Here is a 23,448-nt window from a genome sequence, read left to right on the forward strand (position 1 = left end):
GTGAGCCAGAACTCATCTTCTTTGCTCGAAACCTGGCGCCAAGTTGTTGCCGATCTCACAACTTTGAGCCAGCAAGCGGACAGTGGATTCGACCCATTGACGCCAACTCAACGTGCATATTTGAACCTGACGAAGCCGATTGCCATCGTCGATGGCTACGCCGTGCTGTCCACACCCAACGCGATGGCAAAAAATGTCATTGAAAACGATTTGGGCGATGCTTTGACCCGTGTGTTGTCGCTGCGCATGGGCCGATCATTCAGCTTGGCTGTCAGTGTGGAGCCTGAGCAGGAAATTCCAGAAACCCCAGCTCAGCAGGAGTTTAAATATCAGCCTGACGCACCTGTGATCTCTTCCAACAAGGCGCCAAAGCAGTATGAAGTTGGTGGTCGGGGAGAGGCGTCGACAAGCGACGGCTGGGAACGTACCCACTCTGCACCGGCTCCCGAGCCGCACCCGGCACCTATCGCCGATCCTGAGCCAGAGCTGGCCACCCCGCAGCGCATTCCGCGCGAAACCCCAGCTCACAACCCTAATCGGGAAGTGTCCCTCAACCCGAAATACACTTTTGAAAGCTTCGTGATCGGGCCGTTCAACCGTTTCGCCAATGCAGCCGCAGTTGCTGTGGCGGAAAGCCCAGCGAAAGCTTTCAACCCGCTGTTTATTTCCGGCGGTTCCGGCTTGGGCAAAACTCACCTGCTGCACGCAGTAGGAAATTATGCTCAAGAATTGCAGCCTGGCCTGCGGATTAAGTACGTCTCAAGTGAGGAATTCACCAACGACTACATCAACTCCGTGCGAGATGACCGCCAGGAAACCTTCAAGCGCCGCTACCGCAACCTGGATATCCTCATGGTCGATGACATCCAGTTCCTGGCTGGCAAAGAAGGCACCCAGGAAGAGTTCTTCCATACCTTCAACGCATTGCACCAGGCAGATAAGCAAATTATTTTATCCTCGGACCGCCCACCCAAGCAGCTGACCACGCTGGAAGATCGCCTGCGCACCCGCTTCGAAGGTGGCCTGATTACTGATATTCAGCCACCTGACCTGGAAACTCGCATCGCGATTTTGATGAAGAAGGCCCAAACCGATGGCACGCACGTGGATAGGGAAGTCCTCGAGCTCATTGCCAGCCGCTTTGAATCTTCGATCCGTGAATTGGAAGGCGCACTGATTCGTGTGTCTGCCTATTCTTCGTTGATTAATCAGCCGATCGATAAAGAAATGGCCATCGTGGCGCTGCGCGATATCCTCCCAGAACCTGAGGATATGGAAATCACCGCACCGGTGATCATGGAGGTCACTGCGGAATATTTTGAAATTTCCGTGGATACACTCCGTGGAGCAGGCAAAACTCGTGCGGTCGCGCATGCACGCCAACTGGCGATGTACCTGTGCCGCGAGCTCACCGATATGTCATTGCCCAAGATCGGTGATGTGTTCGGCGGAAAAGACCACACAACTGTCATGTACGCGGATCGGAAGATTCGCCAAGAAATGACAGAAAAGCGCGATACCTACGATGAAATCCAGCAACTTACCCAGCTGATTAAGTCGCGCGGACGTAACTAAGACCTGTTTAGCGTGGCGCTAAATTACAAAATTTAGCTCTGCTGCTCTTGAAGACCCATCTTCGGATGGGTCTTTTTGTAATTTAGGGGTTGTGCAGGGATTTTGTGGATAACTTCCGATAAAAGCCCAGCTCACAAAGTTATCCACAACCTTATTCACAGCAGTGTAATTACAAACTTGTAATTCAGTGAGCTTTGTCACAGGAAATGTGATTCCGCGGAACTTTCCGCCCTGTGCACAACTCCCCAAAAATTGGGGATAAGCTGGGGATACATCTGCACAGACTGGGGATAAAATCCGTACCTTGAAATCTATCCACAGATAGACAAAGTTATCCACAATCAATTCACAACCCAGTTCACACGCCAGAATTCCGCGACTACCTTGTAAAACAATGGTCTATCCACAGTTTCAACAGGACTTACTGTTATTACCAATTTTTTACCTAGAAATTAACTAAAAGAAAGAGGGGGTGGGGAGAAAGCTTCGTGGGTGAGCTCAATGCTCACGAAACTTCAGCGAAAGCCTCGAGGAAATTGAAATTACAAATTCCAGATCCGCGAGGAACACAGGTAGGTTGGGTTTGTGTAATTCGGACTGAAGCCACCTGGAGGGTGAACCTTCTTCCAAGAAGTTTTCCCTATCGGTAAACGTCCGGGTTTAGTTAAACGATGAACTATATTTGATCTATATTTCCCAAGGAGCTTTAAAACAGCATGGAGTCACAAAACGTGTCCTTCCGTGTGGCCAGGGAAGACCTGGTTACCGCGGTAGCCTGGGTCGCTCGCAACCTGCCCACCAAACCGACTCAGCCGGTACTTCGAGCCATGCTGATCACTGCCGATGATGAGGGTCTTGAACTCGCCGGTTACGACTACGACGTATCCACCCGAGTTCGCCTCTCAGCTGAGGTTTCTCAGCCAGGTCGCATCGCAGTAGCCGGCAAGCTGCTGTCTGAAATCACAGGATCTTTGCCCAACAAGCCCGTTGATTTCCGCATCGACGGATCCAAAGCTTTTGTCACTTGTGGTTCTTCCCGCTTCGAGCTGCCACTGATCCCGCTTGATGATTACCCAATGCTGCCCAAGCTTCCTGCAGGTACCGGTTCCATCAACGCCAAGCTGTTCACCGAAGCAGTCTCCCAGGTGGCATCCGCTGCAGGTAAAGATGATTCTTTGCCGATGCTCACCGGTGTCAGCATGGAAATCGTGGGCAACCAGATCAACTTGGCTGCTACTGACCGTTTCCGCCTGGCGCTGCGCACCTTCGAATGGGAAGCAAACGACCCAGAGCTCAACGTTAAACTGCTGATTCCTGCCCGCACCCTGCTGGACAACGCGCGTTCTTTGGATTCCGGTCTCAACGATTCCATCGACATCGCTGTCGGTACCGGCGATCAGGTTGGCCGCGAAGGACTATTCGGCGTTCACACCGATAACCGCGAAACCACCACCAGGCTTCTCGACGCCGATTTCCCCAACATCGCACCACTGCTTCCCAAAGAGCACACCGCGATCGCATCAGTTGAAATCGCACCGCTGGTCGACGCCATCCGCCGCGTATCCCTGGTGGCAGAACGCAACGCTCAGATCGTCTTGCACTTCAGCGAAGGCCAGGTCATCTTGACTGCAGGCGCAACCGAGGCAGGCCACGCGGAAGAAACCCTGCCGTGTGCATTCACCGGCAAGGAACTGACCATCGCGTTCAACCCTGGCTACCTGAAGGATGGACTTTCTGTAGTTCCAACTTCTCGAGCAGTCTTCGGATTCACTGAGCCTTCCCGCCCAGCGATCATGATCCCAGAGCCTGAAGAAATGCCTTCCGCCAACGAAAATGGCATTTTCCAAACTCCGGACACCTATTTCACCTACCTGCTCATGCCAGTGCGCCTGCCAGGCTAAACACAAAAGTTTCACCCTTTTCGCGCCTGACTTTGTACACTTTTCAACCGACAAAGTCAGGCGCGTTATCCAATCCACTTCCCACCGACTAAAAGGAGGTCAGACCCGATGCACATCCGTTCTTTGGAATTACGTGATTACCGTTCCTGGCCTGAACTCAAAGTGGATTTGGAACCTGGAATTACAGTTTTTATCGGCCGCAACGGTTTTGGTAAAACCAACATCGTCGAGGCCATCGGCTATCTTGCGCATTTGTCATCGCATCGGGTGTCCTCTGATGCGCCATTGGTGCGGGCGCACGCTGAAAACGCCCGAGTTTCGGCGGTTGCTGTTAATCAAGGCCGAGAATTGGCAGCTCACTTGCTGATCAAACCCCATGCTGCGAATCAGGCAAGTTTGAATCGCACAAAAGTCAGGACTCCCCGGGAGCTGCTTGGTGTGGTGAAAACGGTGCTGTTTGCGCCGGAAGATTTGGCATTAGTCAAAGGCGAGCCAGCAGAACGTCGCCGCTATTTAGATGACATTATTGCCACTCGCCAGCCTCGGATGGCGGGGGTCAAGGCCGACTACGACAAGGTGCTGAAACAAAGGAACGCCCTGCTCAAGACCGCCACCATTGCGCTTCGTCGAGGTTACGGCACCGAGGAAGGCGCAGCTGCGCTGAGTACTTTGGATACCTGGGATGGCCAGTTGGCACGCCTGGGTGCTGAAGTGATGGCAGCCAGATTTGCCCTGCTCAATGAGTTGGGGCCGAAAATCTATGAGGCTTACACCACGATCGCCCCGGAATCCCGGCCAGCTGCGGTGAATTACAAAACCACCATCGATCAAGGCCTGTCGCAGTTTTCCGAATTCGATGCCGGCATCATCGAAGCCACGCTGCTGACAGAATTGGCAGCGAAACGTCAACGAGAAATCGAACGCGGCTCAAGCCTGGTCGGCCCCCACCGCGATGATGTCGATTTAATGCTCGGCGATCAGCCCGCCAAAGGCTTTGCCAGCCACGGCGAGACCTGGTCTTTCGCGCTTTCACTGCGAATTGCAGAATTTAACCTGCTGAAATCCGATGGCACCGACCCGATCCTCATCTTGGATGATGTGTTTTCCGAGCTCGACGCCGGCCGTCGCGAAAAACTCGTGGGCATAGCGCAAGAGGTGGAACAGGTGCTCATCACCGCTGCAGTCCACGACGATCTGCCGGAGAATCTCAAGAAAGTGCTCACTGCGCAGCACACCGTCACCGTCCAAGACACCGGCACCGGGCGGATTTCACTCCTGGATGTGCAACCATGACAGATCCAATTGAGCAGGCATTTGAACGCATCCGCGCCGAAGCCATGCGCAGAAATGGATCCGTTCCCGACCTCAATAAAAACGATGCTTTTCGACGCCCACCTGCGCCGAAAGGGGGCGTCGAAAAGCGCAAAAAAGGCCGTGCAAGCGGCCTAGACGGCCGCCAGAAACGATATGTGCGCGGCGCGGAGTCGCTGGGATCGGTGCTGAACAAGGAAATTCAGCGTCGTGGCTGGGGCAAAGACATTGCCGGCGGTTGGGTGACGTCCAACTGGGAAGAGCTTGTTGGCGCGAAGATTGCGCAGCATACGCGCGTGGAAATGATCAAAGATAAGAAGCTTTTTATCACTTGTGATTCCACAGCGTGGGCCACCAATCTGCGCATGATGCAGCGGCAAATCCTGCAGGTAATCGCTGAAAAAGTGGGTCCAAATATTATTACAGAGCTGCGTATTTTTGGGCCTCAGGCCCCAAGCTGGCGCAAGGGGCCGTTGCACGTAAAAGGACGCGGTCCGAGAGACACATACGGATAGTTTGGTGATAAAAACCGTCGAATTGGGGCCTATTTTGCCGTTTCTCGCGTTGTGCGTGGTACTACGTGGGGACCTAAGCGTGTAAGATGGAAACGTCTGTATCGGATAAGTAGCGAGGAGTGTTCGTTAAAAGTGGCAAACACTGAACACAATTATGACGCTTCATCGATCACCATCCTTGAAGGTCTTGAGGCGGTACGTAAGCGCCCGGGCATGTACATCGGTTCAACTGGACCGCGTGGACTGCACCACCTGATTTGGGAAGTCGTTGACAACTCAGTGGATGAGGCCATGGCTGGCCACGCCACCAAGGTTGAAGTGACCCTTCTGGAAGATGGTGGCGTTCAAGTTGTCGATGACGGTCGAGGAATTCCCGTCGATATGCACCCATCCGGTGCACCAACCGTGCAGGTTGTTATGACCCAGCTGCACGCCGGCGGTAAGTTTGACTCCGATTCTTACGCCGTTTCCGGTGGTCTGCATGGTGTTGGTATTTCTGTGGTGAACGCCCTGTCCACCCGCGTGGAAGCCGACATCAAGTTGCACGGCAAGCACTGGTACCAAAACTTTGAAAAGTCTGTTCCAGACGAGTTGATCGAAGGCGGCAACGCTCGCGGCACCGGTACCACCATTCGTTTTTGGCCAGACGCTGAAATTTTCGAAACCACCGAGTTTGATTTCGAAACGATTTCTCGACGTCTGCAGGAAATGGCATTCCTTAACAAGGGTCTGACCATCACCTTGACGGACAACCGCGCCACCGACGAGGAACTCGAGCTCGAAGCACTCGCTGAGCAGGGCGAAACCGCAACGGAACTATCCCTCGATGAGATCGACAACGAAACCGAACTCGTTGAAGAGACCACCGATGCTCCAAAGAAGCCAAAAAAGCGTGAGAAGAAGAAAATCTTCCACTACCCCAATGGCCTCGAGGACTACGTTCACTACCTCAACCGCAGCAAGACCAACATCCACCCTTCAATCGTGTCATTCGAGGCAAAGGGAGATGACCACGAGGTTGAGGTGGCAATGCAGTGGAACTCCTCCTACAAGGAATCCGTCCACACCTTCGCCAACACCATTAACACCCGCGAAGGCGGCACCCACGAGGAAGGTTTCCGCTCTGCGCTGACCTCCCTGATGAACCGCTACGCACGTGAGCACAAGCTTCTGAAAGAAAAGGAAGCAAACCTTACCGGTGACGACTGTCGTGAAGGCCTGTCCGCGGTTATTTCCGTGCGCGTTGGTGACCCACAGTTCGAAGGCCAGACCAAAACCAAGCTGGGCAACACGGAGATCAAATCCTTCGTGCAGCGCATGGCCAACGAGCACATCGGCCACTGGTTGGAAGCAAACCCTGCTGAAGCCAAGGTCATCATCAACAAGGCTGTCGGTTCCGCGCAGGCACGCCTTGCTGCTCGAAAAGCCCGTGACCTGGTCCGACGGAAGTCAGCAACCGATCTGGGTGGACTGCCCGGTAAGCTTGCCGACTGCCGTTCCAAGGATCCAGAAAAGTCCGAACTTTACATCGTGGAGGGCGACTCCGCAGGTGGTTCTGCGAAGTCCGGCCGTGACTCCATGTTCCAGGCAATCCTTCCACTGCGAGGCAAGATCCTCAACGTGGAAAAGGCCCGCCTAGACAAGGTTCTGAAGAACGCCGAAGTCCAAGCGATCATCACCGCACTGGGTACCGGCATCCACGACGAGTTCGACATCAACAAGCTGCGCTACCACAAGATCGTGCTGATGGCCGACGCCGATGTTGACGGCCAGCACATCGCAACGCTGCTGCTCACCCTGCTTTTCCGCTTCATGCCAGACCTCGTCGCCGAAGGCCACGTCTACTTGGCACAGCCACCTTTGTACAAACTGAAGTGGCAGCGCGGAGAGCCAGGATTCGCATACTCCGATGAGGAGCGCGATGAGCAGCTCAACGAAGGCCTTGCCGCTGGACGCAAGATCAACAAGGACGACGGCATCCAGCGCTACAAGGGTCTCGGCGAGATGAACGCCAGCGAGCTGTGGGAAACCACCATGGACCCAACTGTTCGTATTCTGCGCCGCGTGGACATCACCGATGCTCAGCGTGCTGATGAACTGTTCTCCATCTTGATGGGTGACGACGTTGTGGCTCGCCGCAGCTTCATCACCCGAAATGCCAAGGATGTTCGTTTCCTCGATATCTAAAGCGCCTTACTTAACCCGCCCCTGGAATTCTGGGGGCGGGTTTTGTGATTTTTAGGGTCAGCACTTTATAAATGCAGGCTTCTATGGCTTCAAGTTGGCCAATACGTGGGGTTGATTTTTTAAAACCAGACTGGCGTGCCCAAGAGCTGAACTTTCGCTAGTCATGGGCATTCCTGGCCGGTTTCTTGGCCTTCAAACCGGACAGGAATGCCCAAGTTAACGGAAAAACCGAAAGAGGGGCACGCCAGTCTGGTTCTCCCAAACTCAGGACAAATCCTGCCTCGGCGCCTGCGAAAAGTGCCCTCTCCTAAATCGTTTCTAAGGGCTCGTCAGACCCCAGTTGATACAAACATACATTCTGAAAATTCAGTCGCTTAAATGGGCGCAGCGGGAAATGCTGAAAACTACATTAATCACCGATACCCTAGGGCACGTGACCTCTACTGAACCCACCACCACAGCCCATGTTCCACTACCTGATGGATCTTCCACTCCAGTCCAAATTTGGGCGTCAGATAACAAAGACTCCCAACTGGTGATGCTGTGGCCAGGTTTCGGCATGGGTGGCTATTACTATCGTCCGCTTGCGGCAGCGCTAAATAAAGCTGGATTCCATGTGGCGATTGGTGAACTTCGTGGTCAGGGGCAAAGTTCCGCGAAGGCTTCTCGGAAAAGTCAGTGGGGATACCATGATCTCGCATCGGTAGATTTTCCGCTGCAGATTGCCGCTGCGAAAAAGGCGCTTGACCTGGAGGAAGGCCATCCCATGAGGTTTTTGTCGCATTCGATGGGTGGGCAGATTTCTTGTCTTTTCGCAGCGAGGCCGGAGGCTGAGAAATATAATCTTCGGGCGATTTTCGGGGTGGGTGCAGGGTCGCCGTTTAGGCCTACGTTTAGTCCGAAAATGGGGAAGCGTTTGGGATTGGGTGCGGTGCTGCTTGGTGGGATTGGTGGCCACATTGTGGGATTTTGGCCCGGCAAAGTTTTAGGAAAAGACCTGGTGGGTTATGGCCGACAATCGGGAACTCACATGAGGGAATGGCGTCGATTCCATAAGCACAATTCTTTGGACGATCTCACCGCGCAGGACATCAACTATGTGGAGGTGATGAAGAAGGTGAGCATTCCTATTACTTTTAGTCGTTGTCCTGATGATGAGGACTGCCCGCAGGCATCGATTGATGGGTTGGCGAGTTTTGTTCCCGCAGCGCAGATCAAAATGATAGAAATTCCAGAAGCCCTGGGACATAACCGGTGGGCTCGGGAACCTGAATCAACAGTGAAACTCTTCCTGGAACAAGCTCTTTAGTGACCGATGGAGCGGAGGTAGAGTTTGCGCCACTGGCGGACGAAGAATCCGATGAAAAACGCCGCGAACACTGTTCCTTCGCGCACGCCAATAAGTCCACCCATGGTGATCCAGGACAAAATGGCAGCGACGGAGACGAAAGTCCAGTCGACGATTTGTTTCATGGTGCCAAATTCCACGTTGGGAAATTTCTTCACCAGCGCAGAGACAATGCCTTCACCAGCGATGAAAGTGATGTTGGGGAGTACTTGAATAAAAACTCCGATCGACATCAAAATGGTGGACACAATAACCCAGATCCAGGCCACAAAATAATTGTCAGTTTGCGCCCAGGTGGTTAGTTGCAGGCTTAAATCACAAAGAAACCCAAAGAGGAATGCCCACAGGATTTGGACTAACATTTGTGGTTTGAACTGGGAACGCAGCACAATTATTTGGCACAGAATCATGAAGCCATTGAAGTAAATTGTGGTCCAGCCCAGGGATAATCCGCTGGCAGCAGTCCACACCACGGGAAGTGATGAAATTGTGGTGGTTCCTAGTCCTGCGTGGACGGTGATGCCGATGGCGAAGGACATAATAAAGATCCCGACAAAGAACATCGCCCATCTGGTGGGGAGGGAGAATCTTTGTGCGGGATCTAAAGGTTTCTTATTAGGGTTGCTCACCTAATTATTGTGCGTTCTTTTCGATCAACTGGCCAATTGCAGGAAGTTCCTGCTCGATTACTTTGGCAGCCTTGCCGCGCACGCCCTTGTAGACCTTGCCAAGTCCTGGAACGTTGATGCTCTCTGCGTTTTTGTCAGCAACGCTGAGAATCGCGTCGAGTGCGGTGGAGCTGTTGGCCTCGAGGTGGGCGCCGAAATCTGCGGCGGTGCCACCATTTTGGTATTCCTGCCAGAGTCCGTCGAGGGAGTCAGCGATTTCCGGGAGGAGGCGCCTGGAGCCTTTGGCTACGATGTCGGAGTCGATCTTGGTTGCAGCACCCATTGCGCCTTTGAGTGCGATGCCGCTGATGCCGGATTGCTTGCCCACGGTTTCTTCGATAAATGCTGACATATCTGCAATTGCTGCGTCGGCATTGGTGGAAACAAGTAAGTCCCTGAGTGAAGTCATGTTCTACATCTTAAGTGAAATGAGAAAAGACCGGCGTTCGACGCTTCGTTTAAGCGGACGCACGGTCATTCTCTTGAAAAAGCGTTGCAACCCTTCCTCCACAGAAACTGAAAACCACATCAGTCACTGCAATCACAACAGTCACAAAGCTTACATTTAGTAATATCGGCCCCGCAACATGGGTGGTAATTACACAAATGCCAACGGATCTTGACGGATCGGATGCAGCGCCACCTGGATGGCCGCGGTGCGGAGAATGTAGGCGTCTGCGCGTTGGATTCTCAGTTGGCTGCCGGTGTTTGCTCGGAGCTGGGTCACCACAATGCGAAGAGTTTCCGGATCCAGGGTGAAGGCTTCGCCGGCGAAGACGACGGCTTCGGGGTCGACAACATCAACGGCGGTGGTTACGGCGTCGGCAAGTTTGTGGGCGCGCTCGTTGAGGATCTGTCGTGCAAGCGGGTTGGTGTGGGAGAGTTGGACTAAATCGGAGAAAGTTGTTGGTGTGAGTCCACGTCGAAAAGCATCTTTTAAGGTATTTGTATTTCCGAACGCCGTCGGCGTGCGGCCGCTGTTGGGGCGGTGGACAGCGCCGTTGAAAATCCAGGCGTGGGAGACCATTTCGCGGGCGTAGAAATACAGCGTGGACTGCGTGGATTGGGTCAGTGGCGCGTTGATAATTTCCGAACCGGCCATCGCCGCAACACCTGATCCGATGGTGGCGGGGAAGGGGAGGTGTGCCCCAATTTCCACCTCTGACCAGCCATAATCTTCGGAAGTGACGGTTCCGTTGGCGCTTAAGTGGGCAGATAATGCCACGCCCACATTGCGGGGCTCGGGCAAGCCGGCGCTCAATGTTTGTAACCTATGTGCGACAAAATTCAGCGTTTCCGACGGCGTGGAGTGTGAAACTTCATGGTCCACGCGCTCATACCTAATCACTCGGCCGGCTAAATCGCACACCGCAAAATCCGTGCTGCGCAGGCCAATGTGCACTCCCCAGGCGGTGAGATGGCGGCCGTCGATGCCTAATTTTGTGCGCGGTCGCCCCGAGCGCGCCCCGGAATCCACTCGGGTTTCCTCCACGAGACCTGCATCAATAAGCGCTGACACATGCCGCGTGATGCCAGCTTGGGAGAGTTCAAGATCGCGTTGCAGAGAGGTGCGATCGGCGTCTGTGGCGCGAATTTGATGAAATACGCGCGCGACGGGTAGGTGGGGGGCGGTGATGTGAATGGGGAGTGTTCGCTGTGCAAGCATGAACACATGTTAGACCGTATGGTCTATTTGGGAATAGTTTAGATTCAAGAATTTAGCTGCGAAAACGTGAACAAATAGACCGTTCAGTCTATTTGTTGATCTCTAAAAGTACTCTCTGGGTGACTGCCGCGAAGGTCTCGTTTCGACCACTCAATGGCTTTAATGCTCTGATCATTTCAGAAACTTTTCCTGCCATCGCCTCAGCTGATCCAAAAACGCGCACGCCGTGGAAGTTGGCCGTGCTTACTGCTGCGGCGGCTGCAAGCGCTGCGAAATCCCGCACCACAACGCCGTGTTCCGCGCACACCTCATCGGCGATGGCCAGCACATTTTCCGCGCTTAAGCCCTTCATCGGGCTTGCCTAATTCGCTTTTCGACGCCCGCATACTCGTGCAGCATCGTCCGGGCGAGCCCGGCGATCTCAGCGTCGTCGACCGCCCTGCTTGCTGCCGCAATGATTGCTCGCGTGGCAGCTTCCTGTTTGCTGCAGCCTTGGGTCCTGGCAAGCAGGGTGAGGGCGCGGTCCTGGGCGTCGTTAAGCCTTAAAGTCATTGCCATGCCCAAAATGGTATCGCTTTGATACCAATTTTGGGGCATGCAAGGCGTTAAAACGGCCTGTGGACTAAAATCGGTAGGGTTGACACGAAGAAAGGTGATCAGTGAGCGACGACAATACCGGACAATTTGACCGCGTTAATCCCATTGATATCAATGAGGAAATGCAGTCGAGCTACATCGACTACGCGATGTCAGTCATCGTCGGACGTGCCCTCCCAGAGGTGCGCGACGGCCTGAAGCCAGTCCACCGCCGCGTCTTGTACGCGATGTTCGACAACGGCTACCGCCCCGACCGCAGCTACGTGAAGTCTGCAAAACCAGTGGCAGACACCATGGGTAACTTCCACCCACACGGCGACACCGCAATTTATGACACGTTGGTGCGCATGGCTCAGCCATGGTCCATGCGATACCCGCTGGTAGACGGCCAGGGTAACTTCGGTTCCCGCGGCAACGACGGCCCTGCAGCAATGCGTTACACCGAGTGCCGCATGACCCCACTGGCCATGGAGATGGTGCGCGACATCCGCGAAAACACCGTCAACTTCTCACCAAACTACGACGGTAAAACCCTCGAACCAGACGTTTTGCCATCGCGCGTTCCAAACTTGTTGATGAACGGTTCGGGCGGCATTGCGGTCGGCATGGCCACCAACATCCCACCGCACAACCTCAACGAGCTTGCCGACGCCATCTTCTGGCTCCTGGAAAACCCAGACGCCGAAGAATCCGAAGCTCTCGAAGCCTGCATGAAGTTTGTGAAGGGCCCAGACTTCCCAACCGCTGGCCTCATCATCGGTGACAAGGGCATCCACGATGCCTACACCACCGGCCGCGGCTCCATCCGCATGCGCGGTGTCACCTCCATCGAGGAGGAAGGCAACCGCACCGTCATCGTTATCACCGAGCTGCCATACCAGGTCAACCCGGATAACCTGATCTCTAATATCGCGGAGCAGGTGCGCGACGGCAAGCTCGTGGGCATCTCCAAGATTGAAGATGAATCCTCCGACCGCGTCGGCATGCGCATTGTGGTCACCCTCAAGCGCGACGCAGTTGCCCGCGTGGTGCTGAACAACCTGTTCAAGCACTCCCAGCTGCAAGCCAACTTTGGTGCGAACATGCTCTCCATCGTCGATGGCGTGCCACGCACCCTTCGCCTGGACCAGATGCTGCGCTACTACGTGGCACACCAGATCGAAGTCATCGTGCGCCGCACCCAATACCGCCTCGACAAGGCTGAAGAGCGCGCCCACCTCCTCCGCGGCCTGGTCAAGGCCCTGGACATGCTGGACGAGGTCATCGCGCTCATCCGCCGCAGCCCAACCCCAGATGAAGCCCGCACCGGCCTCATGTCGCTTCTCGACGTCGACGAGGCGCAGGCTGACGCAATTCTGGCAATGCAGCTGCGTCGCCTGGCGGCACTGGAACGCCAAAAGATCATCGATGAGCTCGCTGAAATCGAGCTGGAAATCGCTGACCTGAAGGCCATCCTGGCAAGCCCAGAACGTCAGCGCACCATCGTTCGCGATGAGCTGACCGAAATCGTGGAAAAGTACGGCGACGAGCGTCGTTCCCAGATCATCGCTGCCACCGGCGACGTGTCTGAAGAAGACCTCATTGCGCGTGAAAACGTTGTCATCACCATTACCTCCACCGGTTACGCAAAGCGCACCAAGGTCGATGCCTACAAGTCGCAAAAGCGTGGCGGCAAGGGTGTTCGTGGCGCAGAGCTCAAGCAAGATGACATTGTTCGTCACTTCTTCGTCAGCTCCACCCACGACTGGATTTTGTTCTTCACCAACTACGGTCGCGTGTACCGCCTCAAGGCATTCGAACTTCCAGAGGCATCCCGCACCGCACGTGGACAGCACGTGGCCAACCTTCTGGAATTCCAACCTGGTGAGCAAATCGCCCAGGTCATCCAGTTGGAAAGCTACAACGACTTCCCATACCTGGTGCTCGCAACCGCACACGGTCGCGTGAAGAAGTCCCGCCTGCTCGACTACGAATCAGCACGTTCCGGTGGCCTCATCGCCATCAACCTGAACGAGGACGATCGCCTCATCGGCGCCGCACTTTGCGGTGAAGAAGACGATCTGCTGCTGGTCTCTGAATTCGGACAGTCCATCCGCTTCACCGCCGACGATGAGCAGCTCCGCCCCATGGGCCGCGCCACCGCCGGTGTCAAGGGCATGCGCTTCCGCGACAACGACCAACTGCTGTCCATGTCCGTGGTCCGCGACGGCGAATTCCTCCTCGTTGCCACCTCCGGCGGCTACGGCAAGCGCACCCCACTTGAGGATTACTCCACCCAGGGCCGTGGTGGCCTCGGCGTGGTGACCTTCAAGTACACCCCGAAGCGCGGTCGCCTCGTCAGCGCCATCGCAGTTGAGGAAGATGACGAGATCTTCGCCATCACCTCCGCCGGCGGCGTTGTTCGCACCGAAGTCAAGCAGATCCGACCATCCTCCCGTGCAACAATGGGTGTTCGACTGGTCAACTTGGAAGAAGGTGTAGAACTGCTTGCCATCGACAAGAACGTCGAAGACCAGGGCGAAGCATCCGCAGAAGCAGTAGCAAAGGGTGCAGTCGAAGGACCAGCATCCAAGACTGCTGCCGAAGAAACCGACTCCGTTGACAACGGATCCGACGAAAACGGCGAGGAATAATTTATGGCATCCCGAGAAGTATCCATCACCCGAATCTCACCACTAGCAACCTTCCGAGTTGCACTGGCAATGTCCATCATCGGACTCGTGGCGTGGATCATCTGCGTAACCGTCCTCTATTTCGGACTTAACGTGGCTGGCGTCTGGCAGAACTTCAACGATGTCATCGGCGGTGTTGGTGCAGAACAAACCATCACCTTCGGGCTCGTCCTGAGCATTTCCGCACTTCTGGGAGCTATCGGAGCGATTACCGTCGCTGTGCTTGCACCATTGTGTGCAATCATCTACAACTCGATTGTTGACCTCTTCGGTGGACTGCAGATTCAACTGCAAGAAGAAGTAGACTAACCTCTGAAACACAAACCCCTAGACACTGCTAAATATAGCCTTTGAACAGGGGATTTGTTGTATTGTTAACTTGAAGGTAGAGTCTTATCTCGTTCCTAGAGGGGCCTATAGCTCAGTCGGTTAGAGCGCATCGCTGATAACGATGAGGTCGCAAGTTCGATTCTTGCTAGGCCCACCAGGAACAAAAAAGGGGCATTAGCTCAGTTGGTAGAGCACCTGCTTTGCAAGCAGGATGTCAGGAGTTCGATTCTCCTATGCTCCACAGTTTTCCCGGTTCATCTTGTTTAAGGTGGGCCGGGATTTTTGTTTTTTAGTGTTTCTGGGATACCTCGGTGGCACTCCGGCGGCACTCTGGGTCATTGGAAAGCTGTGTGTACTTTCGACAACAAGATTTGGGCAAAATGGTGGTCAAAATCAGGAAATCTTGTTGTCGAAAGTACAACTGGGTCTTCGGTTCTATCCGAGGTGGGTGAGTAGGGTGCCTGCAAGTGCGATACTGGTGACAAGTGTCGTGGATCCGAAAGCCAGAATGAAAGGCTTGACCCCAACATGGATCAGGTTCTGGATTTTTACGCCACACCCGAGACCAAACATTGCTGCAGAGAGCAAGGCTGTCTGTAGGAAACCTCCAGCCGCAATTACCTCGTCTGGGAGCGCAACAGTGGAGCGCAAAACTACCATCGCCAAGAATCCAAGGATAAATAGGGGAACGACCGGTGGTCTCTTTCCATCGGGGGACGTGTAACCCTGGCGGCGCTGGCGAAAACTTAAAATGGCAGCAATGGGTGCAAGTAGGAGTACTCGGGCGAGTTTCACCACAACTGCAACACCTAATGCTCCACCACCAATGACTCCTCCAGCTGCTACTACTTGGGCGATTTCATGGATGGATCCGCCTGCCCACATCCCACCGATTTCAGGGGATAACCCCAAGACTTTGGTTGCGAATGGGATAAAAGGAATCATCAGCGTTCCGAAAATAACAACAAGTGCAACCGCAGTAACGACCTCTTCTTCTTCGGAATCAGTTACTCCTTCAACACCTGCCACGGCCGCAGCGCCACAAATAGAAAAGCCACAAGCAATCAACAGAACTTGGGTTGGTTTCATTCTGAGCAGGTGTCCCATGAGGATGGTCCCAAAAATACCACCGGCAACGATGCACACAATCACCGCCAGCATGGGGAAACCAAGTGACAAAATATCTGAGAAAACTAACTGCAGACCAAGGAAGACGATTCCCAGCCGCAAAAGCTTTTTCGACGCCAACGTGATGCCGGGTGAGGTCGATGCTGGGAGCTGAATCAGGTTGGTCAGGATGATGCCAAGAATGATCGCGACGATAAGCGGACTCACACCAGAGAAAAAGTGATTCACGATCATAGCGATGAGTACCGCAATGGAGCATAAGAGCAGGCCCGGGGTGTACTTCTGGAGGACTCCGGTGCGAAGTTGGGTAAAGGGCGGCGTCGATTCCAGAAGGTTTGTAGACATGCTTCAAGGTTGCGCTAATTGAAAAGAACGCGGTAGACGGTACTTTCATATCCACCCATATAATGTTGATATGGATAATGGGTGGCCGAACCTGCAAACTCTCGCACTCTTTGTGGCGATTGTGGAAGAGGGGAGCCTCGGTGCCGGTGCTCGAAAAGTCGGAATGGCCCAACCTAATGCCAGTCGGGCTATCGCAGAGCTTGAGGCAGACATGAAAGCCGAATTGTTGGTACGTCATCCTCGAGGATCACATCCAACAGCTGCTGGACTTGCGCTTGTTGAGCATTCGCGCGATCTGCTTCAATCTGTACAAGAATTTACTGAATGGGTGACAGAGGGACGAACTGAGCAGCCGCTGAAATTGCATGTTGGGGCCAGTATGACCATTGCCGAGGCTCTACTTCCAGCTTGGGTTGCGGACATGCGCACGCGTTTTCCTGCCTGCCGTGTCGACGTCTCTGTGATGAATTCTTCTCAAGTAATTGAAGCCGTCCAGAAAGGGCACTTGCAACTAGGTTTTATTGAAACACCGCATGTTCCCGTACGGCTTCATGCTCGTGTGGTGCAAGAGGACAAGCTGATTGTGGTGATTTCTCCTAATCATGAGTGGGCTAATCGCACGGGTAGGATCAGTCTTCGGGAGTTGTCGGAAACTCCGCTGATAGTGAGGGAAGTCGGCTCAGGTACCCGAGAAGCATTACAAGAATTACTTGCGGATTATGACATGGCTGAGCCGATTCAAGTGTTAAACAGCAATGCTGCGGTACGTGTTGTTGTTGAAGCAGGGGCAGGTCCTGCAGTACTTGGTGAATTAGCCTTGCGTGATCATCTTGCGCTCGGCAGGCTGTTGAGTGTGCCATTTGAAGGCAGTGGAGTTACTCGTCCTCTTACAGCTGTGTGGAGTGGACCCCGCAGATTGCCGATTCTAGCGGGAGAATTAGTGTCCATCGCATCGAACCACATCTGATTTTGAGCCCTGGCTAACGGATTGTTTTTGACAGATTGGAATGACAATAATGAACGAGATTCCAGAATGGTTGACTCTTGTATCTGTTGAAGCAGGAAAGAGACTTGGGCTGCCTGGGCCATTGGTGTTTCCGCCGGAGTTGGTCACTTTGGCAGTTGAAGGGATTGAGCTTATTGAACTTGAGCCTTCATGGACTTCTGATTTTCCTCTGCCGGAATTCGGGTTCCTAGCTGCGGATATGGTTGATTTCTATGATGATTATGAGTTTAGTGAATGGATTCCGGGTGCGTGGCCTCTTGCTTTAGATGGTGGAGGAGGTTTCTTTTGCCTTGATCTCCGTGCTGCCAACGCTGATGGAGAGATTCCTGTTGTGTGGGTGCATGCCAGCAACTTGGGTTGGGGTGATGATGAGGCAGTACGCGTAGCTGCCTCGTTGGCAGATTTGTTGAGTCCGTCGAAATAGAAGAATTAGCATTTACCGGAATTGACGGTAAATAGTGATGCCGTGGAATTATGGAGAAGTTGGGCGGATGGAAGTTTTTGATCATTTTGCTGAAGTCGTCAAAGCTATGGGGCGCTCGTTATTTTTCCAGCGCTGCCCCTGACGCGAACTAATTCCAATACTGCCTCGCTCCAAAACTAATAATTAGCGAGGGTTAATAACCCATCCACTTTCTTTGGGTCGCTGAGCTTCTTCTTTTCGCTTTTGTCGTTTGTTCCAGAAGTACAAGAACAAGCCAGCGGCGACAATGATCAATGCGATGTCAAAGAGTGGTGACCCGAGTGAGAATGTGGCTTCCTGTAGCCAGATCTGGGTGTCCATTGGAACGAGCTCCGGCATGCTGACAAGGCCGTTCGTGGACCAAAAGAGGATTCCGACAGCGATGATCAGGGCACCGCTAATGACAGAAACAATGTGCCACTGCCTGCCCAAGAAGGTGAATTCCCGGCCGCGGAGCATCTGCTGTCCACGCTGTCCGAGTTTGGCCCAGAGCGCTGCAATAGCCATCAGGGGCAGCACCATTCCCGCACCATAAGCACTCAAAATGAGTGCTGAGGTGATGGAGTTTCCACTGGTGGCAGCCAAAGTAAGAACGGCGCCGAGGATTGGTCCGGAACAAAAACCGGCAATACTACTGGTCATTCCTAGTAAAAAGCTCTTTCCTAGACCTGAGGTCACAGTGGCCTTAGATTGCAGACGATCTAATCCTGGGAGTGCTTTTCCGAAGTCGAATCCGCCGCCGAAGATCTGGACAAAACCTAGGATAATCAGCACGATCGATGAAACCACGATGATGGTCTGGCGTTGGGTGATAAACAGCTCGCCGAGGATTCCCGCACCAAGGCCAAGTGGCACGAGAAGTACTAGAAGTCCTGCGTAGAACACAACACCGTGAAGGATCATGCGCGGGCCAGCACCCACTGAGGATGCAAAAAATGCTGGTAAAAGGAGTGCGGCACAAGGGCTAAGTAGCGCGAGTGTGCCACCGAGAAAAGCTGTAACTAGGCCGACATCCACGGTTTATTCTTTCGCTGCCAGTGCTTGCTCGAAGGCGGCTTCAAATACAGAAGCAGGCTGAGCGCCCATGATTGGCTGGCCACCTAGGAGGAAAGCTGGGGTGGAGTAGGCGCCAAGATCGATTCCCAGCTGTTGATGTTGCGCAATTGCGACTGCAGTTTCAGGGGATTGGAAATCGGCAGTGAATTTCGATTCGTCTAGTCCAAGGTCACCAGCAAGCTTAATAAGTCCCTCTTCGCTGAGCAGGTCTTCGCTGGGTTTTTCACCGTTGGCAAAGAGTGCGTTGTGGTATTCCAAGTATGCGTCCTGCAAACCCGCAGCGTATGCCGCGCGAGCTCCACGCTCAGATGGTTCTCCAAAGATGTTCACTTCACGCCATTCAATGCGGAGGTTTCCATCTTCCACATGCTTCATCATCTGTGGCAGGGTTTCATCGCTCCACTTTGCACAGAACGGGCATTGGTAGTCGGAAAACACCACTAACCCAACAGGTGCATCAACGTCTCCCACCGCAACAGGGTCGGAAGGGTCGCGTGCTTCCACGCTGGTCAGATCGGAGTCCGCAGCACCAGAAGCGGAACCCGAAGCAGCAGTCGAAGCAGCAGCCGAGTCCGAAGTCGCAGCGGCTGAAACGCCCTCGGCCGTATCACTCGCATTTCCTCGGTACATCAACAGAACAACTGCGATGAGGAGCACTGCAATGATGACGACCAGTGTCGGTACGAGCCACTTTTTACTCTGTTGGTTCACTGAATTCTCCTTAACCATCCCTGCTGGGAAGCCCTCAACTAAAAGCCCTCAACTAAAGTCGCCTAGCTAAAAGCCATGAATAAAACTCAACTATGGCGACTATGCCACATAGTCGACTACCTTGCATAGTTGACTATTTGATTGAGTTGAACTGTGTCAGTGTATGAAGAGAAAAATGAAGAGAAAAACAGCTGCACATGGTTTCAAAAGATAAGGAAGTGAAGCATGAGCATCGAGCCAGGAATCCCCACGCTTGGACCGCTTGAAGAACAAGTCATGCACATTCTGTGGGATCACGGAAAATTGACAGTCCGTGAAGTCATCGAATTCCTTCCAGGTGATCCTGCGTACACAACGATCGCAACCGTCCTGCGTCACTTGGGCAGAAAAGGCATGGTCACCACCGTCAAAGATGGTCGGACTGCCCGGCACAGCGCGTTGATGAACAGGGAGCAATACACCGCCGGCATCATGGACCAGGTGCTGTCGACCAGTCGGGATCGCAGTGCATCGATTCTGCATTTTGTGGATACAATCACGGCAACTGATCGCGAGCTGCTTCTGGAGTACCTGCAACAGCAGGAGGGTAGGAAATGACTGCGGCTTCGGCGTTAACTGTAGCGCTCATAATTGGGATTTCACTGGCTGTCATTGGAATTTTTGGTCCTGCGCTTCTTCGCCACGCAGCGCCAGCGCTGGCTAAAACTCCGCACCTAGCAGTGGCGTTGCTCATCGGCGGTATCCTCGTTTGGCCAACCACGCTGCTTGCCTTGAGTCTTGCGTTGGCGTGGGTGTTGGTAGGTCCAGCGCTTCTTCCACAAAAAGCTGCTTTAGTTTGTGAACAGTGCTTGACCGCGGCTAATCCGTTTTCGGTGGAGTCCATTCAGACGACGCTGCCCACCGTGCTGCTCCTGGTTATTCCGACGGTGATTGCGGCGATGTGCACCGTCGGCATCGCGGCGCAGTTTATGGCCCGGGTGCGGTGCTCCCGTTCCACGGCGGCGCGTGTGCAGCATGAAGCTTATCGACGCCCCCTTCTCGGCTACAACGTTTCCGTTGTCCACGATCACCGTCCTTGGGCTCTGACGTTTTCACCTCGTCTTGGAGGAATAACCCTCTCTTCAGGGGCGATTGATCAGTTGGCTGATGATGAACTCGAGGCAGTCCTTGCCCATGAACAGGCCCACATGGATCAACGACACCACATTGTCACCGCATTGGTGGACAGTATCGCAGCACAACTGCGATGGGTACCGTTTATTCGAGAAGCCGCAGAAGTCCTGCCGGACTATTTAGAAATCGCTGCTGATCAACAAGCCTGCAGAAAAGTAAACACCACGGCGTTGGTTCGGGCTCTTTTAGTTTTGGGGGAGAAGAAGATACCGACAGGAACCATTGGATCAGCTGCCGGAACGTTGTTTGCTGCAGGTCCTGGACGTATTCCGCATCTGGTGGGTTCATCCACAGGGCGGAAAGGGTACGTTCCGGCTCTTGCAGCAGGTAGTCAGATTCTACTGTTGGGATTTGTCAGCGTTATTGTGCTGCTGTCCTATGCAATTGCACTACTAACCGGGTGTTCCCTGCCGTAAAACTAGTCCAGCGATTGCAGTCGTTCGAGCATTCGTGGATCACGGTGGGTGAATCCCGCAAGGGGTTGTTGCTTGTCTAGGGCGGCGATACCCGCCATTTCTTCATCTGTGAGTGTGAAATCAAAGACATCGATATTTTCACGTAGTCGTTTAAGAGCCTTTTGAGAACTCATCGACACAAGCACTCACTGTGAAAAATCGATGCCTTAAAACGGCACCGGTGGGTTCTTCAGAACATACGGGGCTAAAACCCACCACACCCTGCGCATGAACTTTTGGTGACCAACCAAGCGGTACTTTTCCTACCCCGGTAGACACTTAAGTATCTGAAAATAATACCTTTAAACAGGAGAAGTAGTGTTTCTATCCGCATACCGCGCACCGATTGCCGCAGGCACCGTCGTCGCCGCTGCTCTGGCAGGGGTTTCTATTGTCCAGGCGCAGGAAAATATCTCATAGTTCAACATCGCAAATATCACCGACTTCCACGGCTATATCTCTGCAACTGCAGCTCACCCCGGTGCAGCAATGCTGAAATGTGCAGTCGATGAAGCCGCTGGCGGACGCGCCCAAGCTTTCGTATCCTCAGGCGATAACATTGGTGGCAGCCCGTTCCAATCCTCCATTCTTGGTGATGAACCCACCTTGGAAGCACTCAACCAAATGGGTCTTGATTACTCAGCAGTGGGCAACCACGAATTTGATAAAGGCTACGCAGACTTAAGCAGTCGAGTCGCTGACCTTGCTGATTTTGATTATCTCGGCGCAAACGTTGAGGGCGAAAACCCAGATCTTGCACCATATGGAATTTCTCACCTTGATGGTGTGAAGGTTGCTTTCGTAGGCACCGTATCCCAAGAAACTCCGATGTTGGTCAATTCTGAAGGCATTGAGGGAATCACGTTTACTGACCCACTTGAAGCAACCAACCGTGTAGCTGATGAACTCGTGGGAAGTGGCGCAGCAGATGTTGTCGTTGCGCTTTACCACGAAGGCATTACCGGCACCGAAGCATGGTCAGAAAATATCGACGTTGTTTTCGCAGGTCACACCCACTAAGTTCGTGATCTAGGAACCGACAACGGTCCACTAATCATGCAGTCTGGAAACTACGGGCACGCACTTGCCGATGTAGATTTCAGCTTCAACCACGACACCGGTGAGCTCACCGTAGATGATGCCCGCATGCTCGGAGTCGACGATATCAACGCGTGTGAAAACCCAGATGACACCATTGCAGATATTGTTGCTCAGGCGGAACTTGATGCTGGTGAAGCCGGCAAAGAAGTAGTAGCGACCATCGATGGCGATTTTCTCCGCGCCAGCGACGAAGGAGCAGAATCTGGCTCCAACTACGGCGCTGAATCCCAGCTCGTCAACATGATTGCCAGTGCTGTGCGTTGGTCCATGTCCACCAATACCGCCACCACCGCAGACATTGGGCTTATGAACGCCGGAGGACTCCACACTGACCTATTCAGCGGCGATGTTACCTACGCCGAAGCTTTTGAAATCCAGCCTTTCTCCGGTGAAGATTCATTTGTCACCCTCAAGGGATCAGACTTCAAAGATGCCCTTGAGCAGCAGTGGGAAGAAGGTTCTGCACGACCAGTGGCAGCACTTGGCGTATCCGACAACGTTTCCTACACCTACGACATCAACCGTCCAATCGGTGACCGCGTCACTTCCGTGACCATTGATGATACCCCACTTGATCCGGAACGCGACTACGTTGTTGCAGCTTCCCTGTACCTCCAGTCCGGCAACGAAGGTATGACCGCACTGACCCGCGGAACCGCACCTGCACAAACCGGCATCGTGGATGTACAGTCCACCATCGGATACTTGTCCAACAACAATGTCACCCCACGTACTGGTCAAGCCCAGATTTCCATCACCCCATCCGGTGAGTTCAATGCGGGTGAAACCATCACCCTTGACATGGCAGGACTCCGCTACACCCAAGGCGACACTGCCACGGAAGTAACTGTCAGCCTTCGAGAAGAAATTGTTTCAGCACCAATTGATCCTCAGCTCGGAGAAGCTGGCTTTGGCGAAGCTGGAACCGCGACAGTGAGCTTGGACATTCCTGCAACCCTTTCAGGTACTCAAAACCTCGTTGTCACCACCGATACCGGCACCCGTATTTCCATGCCAGTTGAGATTGTTGGCGCAGAACAACCAGCACCGCAACCAGCAGGTTCCTCTGTTTTAGGAACTGGAGTGCTCAGTGGACTCCTCGGCATTGTTGTAGGAATTCTAGGAATGGTCGGTCTGGTGAACTGGATTGACCCAAGCTTCATTCAACAGATCCAGCAGCAAATCTTTGCTTAAATTTAGTAAAAAGCATGCATCTAGCTGCGGATTTTTAAGAAACGTA

The 23,448-nt window shown here is 53.6% G+C and carries 23 protein-coding genes and 2 tRNA genes; 16 read left to right on the top strand and 9 right to left on the bottom strand.

Annotated features, from left to right (window positions below; translation table 11 throughout):
- The 6 genes from dnaA (at position 1) to CGL_RS00030 (ending at position 8,798) form a co-directional block, all read left to right on the top strand.
- Complete coding sequence (dnaA, locus tag CGL_RS00005) at positions 1-1,575, top strand: chromosomal replication initiator protein DnaA (RefSeq protein WP_011013309.1); 1,575 nt, start codon at positions 1-3, stop codon at positions 1,573-1,575.
- 716 nt (positions 1,576-2,291) lie between these two features.
- Positions 2,292-3,476, top strand: a complete 1,185-nt coding sequence (dnaN, locus tag CGL_RS00010) for a DNA polymerase III subunit beta (RefSeq protein ID WP_003855336.1) — start codon at positions 2,292-2,294, stop codon at positions 3,474-3,476.
- A gap of 108 nt (positions 3,477-3,584) precedes the next feature.
- Positions 3,585-4,769, top strand: coding sequence for a DNA replication/repair protein RecF (recF, locus tag CGL_RS00015; protein WP_011013310.1), 1,185 nt, complete (start codon positions 3,585-3,587; stop codon positions 4,767-4,769).
- Complete coding sequence (locus CGL_RS00020) at positions 4,766-5,302, top strand: DUF721 domain-containing protein (RefSeq protein ID WP_003855338.1); 537 nt, start codon at positions 4,766-4,768, stop codon at positions 5,300-5,302. The genes recF and CGL_RS00020 overlap by 4 nt, the downstream gene beginning before the upstream one ends.
- Positions 5,303-5,434: 132 nt before the next feature.
- Positions 5,435-7,489, top strand: coding sequence for a DNA topoisomerase (ATP-hydrolyzing) subunit B (gene gyrB / locus CGL_RS00025; RefSeq protein ID WP_011013311.1), 2,055 nt, complete (start codon positions 5,435-5,437; stop codon positions 7,487-7,489).
- A gap of 340 nt (positions 7,490-7,829) precedes the next feature.
- A complete protein-coding gene (locus tag CGL_RS00030) occupies positions 7,830-8,798 on the top strand; it encodes an alpha/beta fold hydrolase (RefSeq protein WP_011013312.1) in 969 nt (322 codons plus the stop codon).
- Here the strand turns inward: CGL_RS00030 and CGL_RS00035 are convergent.
- The 5 genes from CGL_RS00035 to CGL_RS00055 form a co-directional block, all read right to left on the bottom strand.
- On the bottom strand, positions 8,795-9,376 hold the full coding sequence (locus CGL_RS00035) for a YczE/YyaS/YitT family protein (protein WP_003855341.1): 582 nt from the start codon (positions 9,374-9,376) through the stop codon (positions 8,795-8,797). The two genes, CGL_RS00030 and CGL_RS00035, sit on opposite strands and share 4 nt — an antisense overlap.
- 94 nt (positions 9,377-9,470) lie before the next feature.
- On the bottom strand, positions 9,471-9,914 hold the full coding sequence (locus CGL_RS00040) for a DUF6918 family protein (RefSeq protein WP_011013314.1): 444 nt from the start codon (positions 9,912-9,914) through the stop codon (positions 9,471-9,473).
- Between the two features lie 189 nt (positions 9,915-10,103).
- On the bottom strand, positions 10,104-11,177 hold the full coding sequence (gene ssuR, locus CGL_RS00045; RefSeq protein WP_011013315.1) for a transcriptional regulator SsuR: 1,074 nt from the start codon (positions 11,175-11,177) through the stop codon (positions 10,104-10,106).
- Positions 11,178-11,259: 82 nt separating this feature from the next.
- The gene (locus CGL_RS00050) at positions 11,260-11,523 is read right to left on the bottom strand and encodes a hypothetical protein (protein ID WP_003855344.1); all 264 of its coding nucleotides are present in this window, start codon (positions 11,521-11,523) and stop codon (positions 11,260-11,262) included.
- Positions 11,520-11,729, bottom strand: a complete 210-nt coding sequence (locus tag CGL_RS00055; RefSeq protein ID WP_003855345.1) for a hypothetical protein — start codon at positions 11,727-11,729, stop codon at positions 11,520-11,522. Before CGL_RS00055 ends, CGL_RS00050 begins: the two co-directional genes overlap by 4 nt.
- A gap of 161 nt (positions 11,730-11,890) precedes the next feature.
- On the opposite strand from CGL_RS00055, the gene gyrA reads away from it, so the two are divergent.
- The 4 genes from gyrA to CGL_RS00075 all read left to right on the top strand — a co-directional run bounded on the left by gyrA (position 11,891) and on the right by CGL_RS00075 (position 15,011).
- The gene (gene gyrA, locus CGL_RS00060) at positions 11,891-14,401 is read left to right on the top strand and encodes a DNA gyrase subunit A (protein ID WP_208396445.1); all 2,511 of its coding nucleotides are present in this window, start codon (positions 11,891-11,893) and stop codon (positions 14,399-14,401) included.
- Positions 14,402-14,404: 3 nt separating this feature from the next.
- Positions 14,405-14,749: a DUF3566 domain-containing protein gene (locus CGL_RS00065; protein WP_003860996.1), complete on the top strand. Its 345-nt coding sequence runs from the start codon at positions 14,405-14,407 to the stop codon at positions 14,747-14,749.
- 101 nt (positions 14,750-14,850) lie between these two features.
- Positions 14,851-14,927: transfer RNA gene (locus tag CGL_RS00070), tRNA-Ile, on the top strand.
- Positions 14,928-14,938: 11 nt separating this feature from the next.
- Positions 14,939-15,011 (top strand) — tRNA-Ala (locus tag CGL_RS00075).
- Between the two features lie 194 nt (positions 15,012-15,205).
- On the opposite strand, the gene CGL_RS00080 is transcribed toward CGL_RS00075, so the two are convergent.
- Positions 15,206-16,243 (bottom strand): YeiH family protein, encoded by a 1,038-nt coding sequence (locus tag CGL_RS00080; RefSeq protein WP_011265442.1) that lies wholly within the window; start codon positions 16,241-16,243, stop codon positions 15,206-15,208.
- Between the two features lie 70 nt (positions 16,244-16,313).
- Between CGL_RS00080 and CGL_RS00085 the strand changes: the two genes are divergently transcribed.
- Both CGL_RS00085 and CGL_RS00090 read left to right on the top strand, forming a co-directional pair.
- Positions 16,314-17,210: a LysR family transcriptional regulator gene (locus CGL_RS00085; protein ID WP_011013318.1), complete on the top strand. Its 897-nt coding sequence runs from the start codon at positions 16,314-16,316 to the stop codon at positions 17,208-17,210.
- A 49-nt stretch (positions 17,211-17,259) separates the two neighbouring features.
- Complete coding sequence (locus CGL_RS00090) at positions 17,260-17,673, top strand: SMI1/KNR4 family protein (protein WP_011013319.1); 414 nt, start codon at positions 17,260-17,262, stop codon at positions 17,671-17,673.
- A gap of 183 nt (positions 17,674-17,856) precedes the next feature.
- Here the strand turns inward: CGL_RS00090 and CGL_RS00095 are convergent, their stop codons facing one another.
- Both CGL_RS00095 and CGL_RS00100 read right to left on the bottom strand, forming a co-directional pair.
- Positions 17,857-18,729, bottom strand: a complete 873-nt coding sequence (locus CGL_RS00095) for a cytochrome c biogenesis CcdA family protein (protein ID WP_011013320.1) — start codon at positions 18,727-18,729, stop codon at positions 17,857-17,859.
- A 3-nt stretch (positions 18,730-18,732) separates the two neighbouring features.
- Positions 18,733-19,479, bottom strand: coding sequence for a DsbA family protein (locus CGL_RS00100; protein WP_011265444.1), 747 nt, complete (start codon positions 19,477-19,479; stop codon positions 18,733-18,735).
- 225 nt (positions 19,480-19,704) lie between these two features.
- Between CGL_RS00100 and CGL_RS00105 the strand changes: the two genes are divergently transcribed.
- Both CGL_RS00105 and CGL_RS00110 read left to right on the top strand, forming a co-directional pair.
- Entirely contained in the window at positions 19,705-20,076 is a 372-nt protein-coding gene (locus CGL_RS00105) for a BlaI/MecI/CopY family transcriptional regulator (RefSeq protein ID WP_011013322.1), read from the top strand.
- Positions 20,073-21,068 carry a M56 family metallopeptidase gene (locus tag CGL_RS00110; protein WP_011013323.1) on the top strand — a complete coding sequence of 332 codons (996 nt, stop codon included), beginning with the start codon at positions 20,073-20,075 and terminating at the stop codon, positions 21,066-21,068. Before CGL_RS00105 ends, CGL_RS00110 begins: the two co-directional genes overlap by 4 nt.
- Positions 21,069-21,070: 2 nt before the next feature.
- On the opposite strand, the gene CGL_RS00115 is transcribed toward CGL_RS00110, so the two are convergent.
- Entirely contained in the window at positions 21,071-21,241 is a 171-nt protein-coding gene (locus CGL_RS00115) for a hypothetical protein (RefSeq protein ID WP_174694926.1), read from the bottom strand.
- 322 nt (positions 21,242-21,563) lie between these two features.
- Here CGL_RS00115 and CGL_RS00120 point away from each other — a divergent pair, with 322 nt between their 5' ends.
- Both CGL_RS00120 and CGL_RS00125 read left to right on the top strand, forming a co-directional pair.
- The gene (locus tag CGL_RS00120) at positions 21,564-22,127 is read left to right on the top strand and encodes a metallophosphoesterase (RefSeq protein WP_231838301.1); all 564 of its coding nucleotides are present in this window, start codon (positions 21,564-21,566) and stop codon (positions 22,125-22,127) included.
- Positions 22,128-22,163: 36 nt separating this feature from the next.
- Positions 22,164-23,402: a 5'-nucleotidase C-terminal domain-containing protein gene (locus CGL_RS00125; RefSeq protein ID WP_011013325.1), complete on the top strand. Its 1,239-nt coding sequence runs from the start codon at positions 22,164-22,166 to the stop codon at positions 23,400-23,402.
- Positions 23,403-23,448: the final 46 nt, after the last annotated feature.

This window comes from Corynebacterium glutamicum ATCC 13032 (assembly GCF_000011325.1).
In the GTDB taxonomy this organism is placed as follows: domain Bacteria; phylum Actinomycetota; class Actinomycetes; order Mycobacteriales; family Mycobacteriaceae; genus Corynebacterium; species Corynebacterium glutamicum.